Origin of the sequence: Hyalangium versicolor (assembly GCF_020103695.1) — a bacterium.
GTDB classification, from domain to species: domain Bacteria; phylum Myxococcota; class Myxococcia; order Myxococcales; family Myxococcaceae; genus Hyalangium; species Hyalangium versicolor.
In genome coordinates, this window is sequence record NZ_JAHXBF010000004.1 from 297,993 (window position 1) to 310,545 (window position 12,553).

The 12,553-nt window shown below is 66.3% G+C and carries 7 protein-coding genes; 3 read left to right on the forward strand and 4 right to left on the reverse strand.

Features of this window, described 5'->3' with window-relative positions:
• Positions 1-31 precede the first annotated feature (31 nt).
• The 3 genes from KY501_RS10580 to KY501_RS10590 all read right to left on the reverse strand — a co-directional run bounded on the left by KY501_RS10580 (position 32) and on the right by KY501_RS10590 (position 5,425).
• A complete protein-coding gene (locus KY501_RS10580; protein ID WP_224362677.1) occupies positions 32-2,146 on the reverse strand; it encodes a beta-propeller domain-containing protein in 2,115 nt (704 codons plus the stop codon).
• 138 nt (positions 2,147-2,284) lie between these two features.
• A complete protein-coding gene (locus tag KY501_RS10585; protein ID WP_224362678.1) occupies positions 2,285-3,451 on the reverse strand; it encodes a TIGR02266 family protein in 1,167 nt (388 codons plus the stop codon).
• A 156-nt stretch (positions 3,452-3,607) separates the two neighbouring features.
• The gene (locus KY501_RS10590; RefSeq protein WP_224362679.1) at positions 3,608-5,425 is read right to left on the reverse strand and encodes an Hsp70 family protein; all 1,818 of its coding nucleotides are present in this window, start codon (positions 5,423-5,425) and stop codon (positions 3,608-3,610) included.
• A gap of 191 nt (positions 5,426-5,616) precedes the next feature.
• On the opposite strand from KY501_RS10590, the gene atpH reads away from it, so the two are divergent.
• From atpH to atpA, 3 genes are all read left to right on the forward strand, one after another.
• Positions 5,617-6,165, forward strand: a complete 549-nt coding sequence (gene atpH, locus KY501_RS10595) for an ATP synthase F1 subunit delta (protein WP_224362680.1) — start codon at positions 5,617-5,619, stop codon at positions 6,163-6,165.
• A 162-nt stretch (positions 6,166-6,327) separates the two neighbouring features.
• Complete coding sequence (locus KY501_RS10600) at positions 6,328-7,806, forward strand: sensor histidine kinase (RefSeq protein ID WP_224362681.1); 1,479 nt, start codon at positions 6,328-6,330, stop codon at positions 7,804-7,806.
• A gap of 243 nt (positions 7,807-8,049) precedes the next feature.
• Positions 8,050-9,597: a F0F1 ATP synthase subunit alpha gene (gene atpA, locus KY501_RS10605; RefSeq protein ID WP_224362684.1), complete on the forward strand. Its 1,548-nt coding sequence runs from the start codon at positions 8,050-8,052 to the stop codon at positions 9,595-9,597.
• An 83-nt stretch (positions 9,598-9,680) separates the two neighbouring features.
• On the opposite strand, the gene KY501_RS10610 is transcribed toward atpA, so the two are convergent.
• Complete coding sequence (locus KY501_RS10610) at positions 9,681-11,984, reverse strand: Ig-like domain-containing protein (RefSeq protein ID WP_224362685.1); 2,304 nt, start codon at positions 11,982-11,984, stop codon at positions 9,681-9,683.
• Positions 11,985-12,553 lie beyond the last annotated feature (569 nt).

Sequence of the window (12,553 nt, forward strand, 5' to 3'; positions counted from 1 at the left end):
GCCGATCGCCTTCCCTCTTTCGAGGGGGGTGCTACGGGTAGTACGGCGACAACGTGAAGTCCGGCGAAAAATTCGCGGTCGCGAGCGGTGCTTGCAGGTTGCTCACGTGAGCAACTCGCACGCCTGCATCGGTGATGGCGTAGACATAGTCATCGGCCATGACGCTGCGCCGCACGCTGGGCGTCCAATACCACGTCCAGTTCTGATAGTGCTGCGCTTGATAGAGGTCCGACATGGAGAGCGAGCCCACGTTGGTGAAGCCGGTGGTGGCGTCCACGTGGAACACGCGCAGCTCGCTCCGGAAGCCGCTCCAGTAGTCGTACTGGTTCGGGTCGTAGTCCGAGAAGGGCAGTGCCAGCAGCCCCTTGGACGGGAAGAAGTTGAAGGCCTTGTGCTCCCAGAGGGCCTCGCTCCAGCCGTAGGAGGTGCCCACCAGTTGGGTGAAGGCCTCCTGAGGGTGAGCCGGGTCCGTCACATCGAACAGGGACAGCTTCACCGCGCGCAGCCGCCAGTCGTTCGAGTTCTCCGGAATGTGCACGCCCACGGTGAGCAGGTGGTTCTCATCCAGCGGGTGGATGTAGCTGGAGTACCCCGGCACCTTCAGCTCGCCCACCTTGCGCGGGTGCGCCGGGTCGGACAGATCGAAGGTGAAGAGCGGATCCACCTGGCGGAAGGTGACGACGTAGCCCTTGTTGCCCAAGAAACGCGCGCTGTAGATGCTCTCGCCCTTGGCGAGCTCCTCGCTCTGGCCCACCTTCACCAGGTGGCCCCCCTCCTCCCGGAAGGTGAACACGCGGTTGGTGAGCTCCTGGCGGCCCCACGGGTTGCCGTCGCTCTCCTTATGAGTCGCGATGGTGGAGGCCACGCGCAGCACGCCCTGGTGCTCATCCAGGCTGAACTGGTTGAGCGGGTGGCCCTCCATCACGCCGCTGCCCACGTAGCGCGCCGCGCCCGGGTCGCTGATGTCGAACTTGTGCAGGTACGTGTAGTCCTTCTGCCCGTCCTCCGGCCACCACCACCAGTGCCGGCTGGCCAGGTAGAGGCTGTCCGTGGAGGCGTACACCTCGCCCGGATCCGTCACCAGGCTGGTGCGGCGCACGGTGGACTCGCCAGCGGAGGCATCCAGGTTCAGCGAGGCCACGGTGACGAAGCCCAGCTTGGCGGGCGTGTTGCTGCGGTAGAAGTCCCGGCAGTCGTAGCCCACTTCGACCTTCGAGCCGTCCGGCCGCTTGCGGATGCCACTCGGCAGCCACTGCTTGAGCGTCCGCGCGCGGATGAGCTTCTCGTTCTGGACCATGAGCGCGTCCAGTTCCTTCTTCACGCGGCTCTCGTTCGCCCAGAGATCTTCCGAATAGTCGGGCCACCACTTCACGCCGTCGGGCCAGCGGAAGCTGTCGTTGAGCAGCAGCCGCACCGCGCTGTCCGTACGACGCGCGCTGGAGTAGTAGCCGGGGAGGTAGAGCTCGTCCTGGACCTGCGGAGACGCCAGGTCCGTCACATCCACCACCGTCACCTTGGTGGCGCTCAGGCCGTAGTAGCCACAGTAGCCGAAGTCGCAGGGCAGATCGGACTTCCCACCGTTTCCCATCTCCTGGAGGGACACCTGGGAGAACACCACCACGCGGTTGTCCTGCAGGAACATCTCGCGCGGCCAGCCCTCGAGCGTGAGGCTGCCCACCGCGCTGAGCGACGCCGCGGGCCAGGAGCGGTGCGCATACAGCTTGTTTCCAGAGATGACGAAGATGCGCGTCCCATCGTTCTTCACGAAGTCCGCTTCATCCACGCCCTCCACCTGGTTGTTGGTGCCGGTGTAGTCGTCCGGGGCGGAGTTGCCAGTCCCCGGACCGCCAGCGCTGTCTCCGCCCGCCTCGGGAGAGGGAGAGGCAGGAGGAAGGCCGCCGTCGTCGACCATGATGGGCCCACCGCGCCCCCACCGGCCGATCGACTCCTTCTGCCACTTGATCTGGGCGCGCATGTCCAGCACCGCGGTGTCCTCGATGTAGGCCTCCAGGTCCTCACATCGATCGAAGCTCTGCAGTCGTGCCTGCGTCTGCACCGGCTGGTTGTCGGGGATACCGTCATCGCCGCTGCTGCAGCCCACGGCCGCCAGCGCCAGTCCGACTCCGCCGTAACGCAACCACCTCATAAAACTCCTCCACGCAGCTCCGGCCCACCGAGGCGCCTGATCCGGCGGGCCGCGGTCGCATGTCACGCCGGGCATTGCCACATACGTGCCAAGCGTGAAGGAGCTGGAATTTCAGGAGGTTGGAGGTAGTACGGCCTCTCAGAAAATTGAGGAGCGGGTGGGTAGGGCGAGGGAAAAACCGAGGGCCTTGGGCACGAAACGCTGGAACTGTGCCGCCAGGGCCGTGTCCACGCGCTCCAAGCGCAGCCCCATGCCCGCGGGCCCCTGGAAGGCGGATCCGCGCCGCGGAGGATTGGACCAGGCCACCAGCGCCTCCACGGCACAGGCGTTGCGCTGGCCCGCCAGCGTCACGCGCAGCGACAGGCGCGCGCCCGCTCTGGCCGGGGTGAGGGTGCGCACAAAGAGGGCCTCGGGGCTCGCATCCGAGCTGAACCCGGTGAGGACGGGCCCACAGCGCGTGGTGAACTCCACCACGGAGAACAGGGGCACGCGCTCGGCGGCACGCACCGGCGCCACTCCCGGAGCGAGCCGATCCAGCACGCGCGCCACCAGCGCATCCGGCGCCATCAACCGGCGCTCCAGGAGAGGCTCTCCGGTGAGCTCCCGGGCCCGCGAGTGCACGTCCGTGGGCTCCTCCACGCCTGCCACCAACACCAGCGGCTTGCGAGGCAGAAGGATCTGCAGCCGCCTGGCCAGCGCCAGTCCGTCCTGGAAGGCGAACGAGCGAGACACATCCACCACCAGTCCGTCGAGCCGCGCGCCATAGGCCACCGCCAGCGCCTCGGCCTCCACGGCGTGGCGGGCATAGAGGACGTGGAAGCCCTCGTGCTCCAGTGCCCCACCGAGGAACGAGCCCATGGAGCGGCTGCCCTCCACCAGCAGCACCCCGAGCCCCGGCGGAGGCCCCTGGCGCGCGTGCTCCCGCGCCGCGCGCACCGCGAGCACCTTGGCCGTCAGCGCGTCGAACTCCACGGGCTTGGGCAGGAAGTCATCCGCGCCGGCGCGCGAGCAGAGCATCACCTCGTGCGGTGCGCTGGCGCCCGTGAGCATGACGACGGGGACGCTGCCCGCGTTCGGGTGCGCCTTCATCCGCCGGCACGCCTCATCCCCCTGCATGCCCTCCATGCGCAAGTCCAGCAACACCATCGCGGGCACACGACGTTCCAGTTCGGCCAGGCACGAGGCGCCGCTCGAGAGCGGTATCGGCTCGCACCCCAACCGAGACAGGTGTTGGCACACCACCTCCCGCACCGCGCGGGAGTCATCGACGACAAAGACTTCGTCGCGAGTGAGAGCCGGTTCCATGTTCTCCCCCGAAAGCACCGAGATCGAGGTAGGTACGAAGGGAGGAGAGGGCTATGTCCGAGAGGCCGCACTGTGCGTGGGCGGACGGCTCGAACGTGCACGGCACAACACGCCATTGCCCGGCCGATCGCTTCCCGACAGTGCAAGCCCGAACGGTCAGGCCTGACGGCCGGAGAGAACCTGGGTGAGCTGACGTGCGGCGTTGGCGCACTGCTCGGGGTTGCCGGCCTCGAGCGCGGCGCGGCTGGACTCGAGCAGAGTGCGGATGGTGGTGACGGCGGCCTGGGCCTCGGGGCTGGGGTTCTCCTGGGCTCCGCGCTGGAGCAGGCGTGCCAGCTTCTCGCCCTTCTCCAGCAGCCGGCGCAGCTTCTCCTGCCCCTGCTGCGAATCCTCCCAGGCCTGCGAGGTGGTGTACCGGGCCTGCTCCTGGGAGAGCTTCGCCGCCTCGGGCGCCGGCAGGCTGGGACGGGCCTCCAGCCGCACCTGCTCGGCCACGCCCGTCTTCAAGTCCACCGCGCGCACCGAGAGGATGCTCTCGCTGGAGAGCGCGAACGTCACCTCGATCTGGGTCTCCGCGCGATGCCCCACCTGCAGGTTCTTGAGCACCACCTCGCCCAGCTTGTGGTTGTCGTCCTGGAACTCGCCCTCGCCCTGATAGATGGGGATGCGAACCTCGGCCTGGCCCGAGCGGCTGGGCAGGAAGATGTCACGCGCCACCACCGGCACCTGCGTGTTCTTGACGATGAGCTTCTTGACGCGTCCGCCCAGCACGCCCACGCCCAGCGACTGGCCCGCCACGTCCAGCAGCAGCGCCGCGCCGGACTGGCGCACCAGTTCGTCCGCGTGGATGGCCGCGCCCAGTGCCACGGCCTCGTCCGGGTTCACTTCCGTGGACGGCGCCCGGCCGAAGAAGTCCGCCACCAGCCGCCGCACCAGCGGCACGCGCGTCATGCCGCCCACCAGCAGCACCACGTCCACCGCGTGCGGATCCATCTTCGCGTCCTGCATCACCGTGCGGCACACCTCGAGGCACCGGCGCGACAGCGGCTCGGACAGCGTCTCGAAGAAAGCGCGCGTAAGGACCGTCTCCACGCCCGTGAGGCGGCGGGTGGTCGAGGTGTAGTCCCCCAGGGCCGCCACGGAGATGAGGGACTCCTGCTTCTCCGTCAGCTCGCGCTTGGCCACCTCGGCCGCCACCTTCAGCCGGCGCAGCGACGAGGTGTCCTTGGCCACCGCCTCGCGCATCGGCTCCTCCACCTGCGCCACCAGCCACTGGACGATGCGCTGATCGAAGTCCTCTCCGCCCAGCGTCGAGTCGCCCCCGGTGGCGCGCACCTCGAAGACGCCGTTCCTCACCTCGAGGATGGACACATCGAAGGTGCCACCGCCCAGGTCGAACACGAGCGCGTTGCCCTGGAAGCTCGTCGACAGCCCATAGGCGAGCGCCGCCGCGGTGGGCTCGTTCACCAGCCGCAGCACCTCCAGGCCGGCGATGGAGGCCGCCTCGCGCGTGGCCGAGCGCTGGTTGTCATCGAAGTTGGCGGGCACGGTGATGACACAGCGACTCACCTTCCGCCCGAAGTGCGCCTGCGCGTCCAGCTTCAGCTCGCCCAGGATCATCGCTGCCACCTGGGTGAGGGGCATCACCTTGCCCCCCAGGTTCACGCGGGCATCCCCCGTGGGCCCTGGAATGAGCGGATACGGCACCAGCGCCTTGGCCTCCTGCAGCAGTTCGGGCGTACAGCGCCGCCCCAGGAAGCGCTTGGTGGCCCACACCACGCTGCCGGGCTGGTCCTCCGCCAGGCGCTGCGCGGGAGTCCCCACCACGCGCTCGCCATCGCCATCGAGTCCTACGACAGAGGGGGTCAACCGACCACCCGCACGAGACGGGATGATCCGCGCCCGGCCCCCCTCCACGGTGGCCACGGCGCTGTTGGTCGTCCCCAGGTCGATACCAATGACAGGTTCTTGCATGGGCCGAATACCGTGCCACCGGGTGGAGCTCGCCCTCTCCCGACATCAAGGGCTCGCCCCAGAGGCTACCTCCCTTTCCTGGAGTCCAGCCAGCCACGAGCTACCGGAAAGCCCTCCATCACCCGATCTTCACCCGGAAACACCCCGATCGTTGCTCACGGGCCTGAGGCCGTGTTAAGGGCGCGCCGCTCATGGTGAACGTGTCCATCGCCCGCCGCTATGCCCGTGCGCTCCTCGACGTCGCCGCCGAGGCCAACCGCACCGATGCCGTCGCTGATCAGCTCGCCTCCTTCGTGAGGGCCTTCGAGCAGAGCCGCGAGTTGTCGGACGTGCTCCTCAACCCCGCCTACACCCGCGGCCAGCGCAGCCAGGTGGTGGAGGCCCTCATGAAGGTGATGGGCACCGTCGAGCCCGCCCTGGCCAACACCCTGCGCCTGCTGGTGGATCGCAACCGCCTCATCTACGTGCCGGACATCGCCCGCGTGTTCCGCGACATGGCCGACGCCCGCGCCGGCCGCGTCCGGGGCCAGGTCACCAGCGCCACCAAGCTGGCGCCCGACGCCCTGGACCAGCTGCGCAAGAGCCTCCAGCAGCTCACCCAGCGCGACGTCATCCTCGAGTCCCGCGAGGATCCCTCCCTGCTGGGTGGGGTCTCCGCCCAGGTGGGCAGCGTGCTCTACGACGGCAGCCTCCGCACCCAGCTCGAGCAGATGCGCCGCCAGCTCAAGCAGAACGCCTAGGCACGCCGGAAGGCGGAATTTTCCCGCCCCGGTGTCCCTACGTAGCAGGTTCTCCCGGTCCCGGGTGCAGTCTGCAAGCCCGGTATTTCCAGCAGGTCGAGGTGCGGCTATACTGGGCTGCATCCTTGCGGACTGGCGTCCGCGATTCGTGGCCGACCTGACATGGCGCAGCCTGCTCTCCCGCGCAACCCCATAGGCGTACTGCCCTCGGCGGTGCCGGAAGAAGCCCGGCCCTTCCTTCATGCATTGCTCAACGCACCAGGTTGGGCGGTGGGCTTCCTGGACCGCGAGCTGCGGCTCCGCTGGGGCAATGAGACGCTGGTGGGGCTGACGGGTCAGCCGATGCCGATCCAGCTGGGCAAGACCGTGACGGAGCTATGGCCCGGGCTGGCAGCGGGGCTCTCCCCCTTGTGCGGGCGTGCGCTGCAGGGAGAGCCCATCCACGGCGCCACGGTGACGACCGAGCCGGACATGACGGCGGACGGGCGGCGGATCCACTTGAGGATCAGCCTGCTGCCAGCGACGTCCGGTGGAGCGATGACGGGAATCGCCCTGCTGCTCCAGGACGACACGGAGCGGGTGGAGCGGGAGGAGGGGCTGCGCGAGGCGGAGACCCGGCTGAAGACGCTGGTGGACCTCTCGTGCGACGGCTACCTCATCCACGACGGGGAGACGGTTCTGGAGGCCAGCCGCGGCAGCGCCTCGCTGCTGGGTTGCCTGCCAGAGGAGCTGGTGGGCCAGCCGCTGTTCCGGTTCCTGGCTCCGGAGTCCCGCCAGGCGGCGAAGGATGCCTACCGGGCCCAGCAGGAGATGCCGTACGAGCTGACCGCGCTGCGCTACGGCGAGCTGCGCGTGCCCATCCAGGTGCTCGCGCGAGAAGTCACCTACCGCGGCCGGCAGGTGAGCCTGGCGGCGCTGTGGGACATCACCGGGAAGAAGGCGGCCGAGGAGGCCGCGACGCGCGCCGAGTACCTGCGCGAGCAGTTGCTGGGCGTGGTGGGGCATGATCTGCGCACCCCGCTGAACACGGTGATGCTCGGGCTGTCGGCCCTGCAGCACGAGGGCAAGCTGGAGGAGCGCCAGACGCGCCAGCTGACGATCATGTCCAACGCGGCCCGGCGCATGGAGCGGATGATCTACGAGCTGCTGGACTTCACCCGGGCGCGCCTCGCGGGCGGCATCCCGGTGAATCCGACGCCCATGTCCCTGGGACCGGTGGTGGATCGGGTGGTGGAGGAGTACCGGCTGGCACACCCGGAATACCCCATCCTCCCGGTGGCGGAGGGAGACCTGGACGGCCACTGGGACGAATCCCGGCTGGCGCAATTGCTGGACAACCTGCTCCAGAATGCCCTGCGGCACAGCATGTCCAACACCTCGATCGGCCTGAGCGTGAAGGGCGAGCCGAGTGGGGTGACGCTGATCGTCCTGAACAAGGGTCCGCTGCTGCTGCCCGAGGAGCGCGAGGCCATCTTCGAGCCCTTCCGCCGAGGCAAGCGGCCAGCCGGCGAGGGATTGGGGTTGGGGCTCTTCATCGCCAAGCAGATCGCCGAGGCCCATGGCGGGCGCATCAGCGTCGAGTCCGCCATCGAGCGCGGCACCAGCTTCAAGGTATGGCTGCCCCGGCGGCACTCCCGCTGAGTCGGGGTGAACCCTGCCCTGGGAGCCCTTTTCTTCCGGGAGCCCGGGGAATGGGGCGCCTCCGGGAGGGGTAGAAGCAGGGGCCCTCTCCTCTGGAGCGCCCCCGGCTTACCGAGCCAATTATCCCTGTGTCGCGCCCCCGTGACTGATCGCGTTGCGGTGCTGGGGAGCGCGTGGTAAGGGGGGCCCGCTTCGGCATCCTGGCGGCCCTGCCGCCGCCCCACTCGAGGACTCAAGACGCCCATGGAAATCCGCGCCGACGAGATCAGCAGAATCATCCGGGAGCAGATCAAGGACTACGGCAAGAAGGTCACCGTCGCTGAGACGGGTACGGTGCTCTCCGTGGGCGATGGTATCGCCCGCATCTACGGCCTGGAGGGTGTGCAGGCCGGCGAGCTGGTCGAGTTCCAGAACGGGGTGAAGGGCTTGGTGCTCAACCTCGAAGAGGACAACGTCGGCGTCGCCATCATGGGTGAGTTCAAGGACATCCGCGAGGGTGACTCGGCCAAGCGCACCGCGCAGATCGCCTCGGTGCCAGTGGGCAAGGGACTGCTGGGCCGCGTGGTGAACTCGCTTGGCGAGCCGCTGGACGGCAAGGGCCCCATCCAGGGCACCGAGAACCGCCGCCTGGAGATCAAGGCGCCGGGCATCGTGAAGCGCAAGAGCGTGCACGAGCCGCTGCAGACGGGCATCAAGGCCCTGGACGCGCTGGTTCCGATTGGCCGCGGTCAGCGCGAGCTCATCATCGGTGACCGCCAGACGGGCAAGACGGCGGTGGCCATCGACACGATCCTGAACCAGAAGGGCCAGAACGTCTTCTGCATCTACGTGGCGATTGGGCAGAAGCAGTCCACGGTGGCGCAGGTGGTGGACAAGCTCTCCAAGTTCGGCGCCATGGAGTACACGACGGTGGTGGCGGCGAACGCGTCGGACCCGGCGCCGATGCAGTTCTTCGCGCCGTACACGGGCGTGACGATGGGCGAGTACTTCCGCGACAACAAGATGCACGCGCTCATCATCTACGACGACCTGTCGAAGCAGGCGGTGGCGTACCGCCAGCTGTCGCTGCTGCTGCGCCGGCCGCCGGGACGCGAGGCGTACCCGGGAGACGTGTTCTACATCCACAGCCGCCTGCTGGAGCGCGCGGCGAAGCTGTCGGACGCGGAGGGTGCGGGCTCGCTCACGGCGCTGCCCATCATCGAGACGCAGGCCGGTGACGTGTCGGCGTACATCCCGACGAACGTGATTTCGATCACGGACGGGCAGATCTTCCTGGAGACGGACCTGTTCTTCTCGGGCGTGCGTCCGGCGATCAACGTGGGCCTCTCGGTGTCGCGCGTGGGTTCGGCGGCACAGATCAAGGCGATGAAGCAGGTGGCGGGCTCCATGAAGCTGGAGCTGGCGCAGTACCGCGAGCTGGCGGCGTTCGCGCAGTTCGGCTCGGACCTGGACAAGGCGACGCAGGAGACGCTGGCGCGCGGTGCGCGTCTGGTGGAGCTGCTGAAGCAGGGCCAGTACGAGCCGATGCCGGTGGAGAAGCAGGTGATGCAGATCTACGCGGCGACGAACAAGGACGACCCGAACAAGCGCGGGTGGATCCGCAACGTGCCGGTGTCGGACGTGCCGCGGTGGATGAAGGAGTTCCTGGAGTTCATGGACGGCAAGCACCCGCAGTTGGCGAAGGACCTGGCCGCCAAGCGCGAGTTCACCGGCGACATCAAGACGGCGCTGAACAAGGCCATCGGTGAGTTCAACGAGGTGTTCCAGGCCACGGCGGGCGCCAAGGCGTAAGGCGCTCCGTAGAAGGCTGAAGCAAACGAGCCCCGCGCTCCCTTTAGGGAGGCGGGGCTTCGTGCTTTCAGGGAGGCGAGAAGCTACCGGGAGCGCTGTCGGCGGGCCCTCCCGGCAAGCACTGCGAGCAAGCCCAGCACGACCAACCAGGGTGAGGCGCTCGAGGAGGACACTGCACACCCCTGTTCCTCTTCGGGAGGCGTGGGCACAGGGGCAGCGACGGTGAAGGTGATGCGACTCGAGAGAGCGCTCCTGTTCTGGAGTTTGTTGACCGCTCTTCCCATCAAGGAGTGAGGTCCCTCCTCCAGCCTTGACGTGAATGTGAACGCCCAGTTTCCGTTCACATCCACCACGGGCTTTGCGAACGGCAGCGAGTCCTCCGAGATCTCTGACATGTCGAGGAAGAGTTCGACCGTGCCCTGGGGCACGCCCTTTCCCTGGATGGTGGGCGTCAACGAGGACACGACAGCGCCCTCTTGTGGATCGATGATCTCTGGGGGAGAAGGCCTCTCAGCGGCCACCTCCCATTCATACCTTGCCGGCTCGGGATCCTTGTTGCCGACATCATCCACGGCTCGCACCAGCAGGAAGTGCTCTCCATCCTTCAGGGGAGGAGTCCGGTATTGGTTGGTGATTCGGGTCCAATCACTGTCCTGCACGGGAACTTTGTCGAGGATGCACTCAAAAAGGCTGCCGCCGTTGCTGGATTGGAAGACGAACTGTGCAGAGCCACGGTGATCGACAGCCGGTGGCGCCACAAGAATCGTGGTGTCTGGAGGCATCGTGTCCACCGTGAAATGGACGGGGCCAAACGGAGGCCCGCTGTTGCCAGCCAGGTCAGTGGCAATGGCAGTGGCAGTGTAATACCCATCCACCAAGAAGACGGGAACGGCAAAACTCCACGTTCCATTTGCTCCGACTGGCGTGTCCCCCATCACGAGAGGCGTCTGCGAGTCATTGCCTGCGATAATCACATGGACAGTGCTCGCTAGTGCGGATGTGCCCGAGATAACAGGAGACTTCGTTCCCACGACCTCGTCTTCCCTGGGAGAAGTCATTCTCACATCTGGTGAGGTCGTGTCCACGGTCCACTGGTAGACCTCGGGAGTGGGGTCCTCATTGCCAGCACAATCCACGGCCGCTACGGCAAGCGCCTGAGGTCCATCGAGCAGGCCCACGAGTTCCAGCCCATTCGAGCAATCGAAGCGCCATTTCCCGTCGTTACGGTCGCACATAAAACGCACGCCGCTCTCATCTGAACCGAACTTGAACACCGCTCGACTGCTTGAGCTCACAACAGGAGGCTTCTCGACAATCCAGGTCTCAGGTGGGTCCCTGTCTCTGATAAAGTTTCTCCTATTGGAGAGATTGCTGATGTTACCAGCTAGATCTCTCGCCTTCGCTGTGAAGGCGTGAGGACCATCATTCAATTCTCCGAGAGGAAATCCCATGGTCCATCGACCCAAGCCATCTGCAGTCGCGGTGCGCGCCGTGTCGAACAGGCCGTCGAGGAAAACCGTCACGGCCGCACCAGCTTCCGTCGAGCCCTCTACAGTCACGGAACTATTGCTGTTGGTACATGTTCCCTCGGTGGGCAGCACCACAACTGGCGGATTCGGGGGAGTACTGTCCACCTCCCAGAGAAACTTCGCTGGACTAGCGTCCATGGTCCCCACTGCGCTTTGAGCATACACCTCAAAAGTATGGGCCCCAGATGCCAAGCTGCTGAAGCTCTTTGTCCCTGTATCTCCCGATCCACCCGAGCCTGCCGCGCCACAGTCCTGAAAGGCGCCAGCTGTCCCTATATATTCCCTGCACAAGTACTTGCCGCCCGCCCCTGCCCCTGTAAAAACAAACACCGCCGTCGTCTGGTTGTTCGGGTTTGAGGGAGCGCTTACAATCACCGTGTCCTTGATCTCCCAAATAAACATCGCTGGAGTCGAGTCTTTACCCCCGTTTCTGTCTTCAGCATACACTTCAAAGATATGGATGCCAGGCATCAAGCCAGTGAAAGTTTTAGAACCTTGATCGCCCCATCCGCCCGAACCTGCAGACCCACAATCCTGGAAGACACCTGCTGGCCCTAAATATTCCCTACACCAATACCTGCCTCCAGCACCTGCTCCCGCGAAGGTGAACGTCGCCGTTATCTCGTACGTCGGGTTCGGTGGACTGATAGCAATGATTGTGTCGGGACTCGCGAACTCCCTAACGCTCGAAACCAAGATTCCCTGGGTCGACTGCCGGACGATAACCGCTCCTGGATTCAAGACGAGTGGCTCTCCGTCACGCATTGCCCCTCGCCCCAAGGTGTCAGGCTCGGCCGCAACCCCTGTCGCATATAACGTCAGGGCCACCAGCCACATCAGGCCCGTTCTGTTCCTCATGGACTTACCCCTCGCTGTTCTGTGTCCTATCCCCATAGACTCGCGGCGAGGGTGAATCCTTCTCGGTTCACGTCGCTGTCACTGCCATGGGAGCCCAGCCACGGTAGGCCACGTCCTCAACAGTGGATGTACCCCCGTGGACGAAGCTCGATGCTGCTGGGCTGGCCGCCCCGAATGAAGCAGTCCGCCTTCAAACCCGCGCAGCGCACGACCTGTCAGGCGATAGGAATTTTTAGTCCCCTTATGTCACTAAAACTGCCCCCCGCCCCAGGGCCCGTTGGAGTGCTCCGAGATGCTACGCCGTTTCCCTGCTTGCGTCCGCCGGAGCGCGCCCTCGCAGCTTTGAGCGAGGGCGCGCGGAGGCCGCGTACGAGGCACTACGCAAGGGCTCTGCTCAACCGTCGGTGGTTGGCGGCACACTGCGGCCCAGCAACCCTGCCCTGCGCTTCTGTCGCAGCCGATAGCTGCCAGCTTGCGACGAGAAGATCGGCCGAGAAGCCTGCAGCCCGCGCACGAGGGGCTACGGGCTTCTGCCTTTCGGCACCACGCGACCTCCAAACGCTACACTC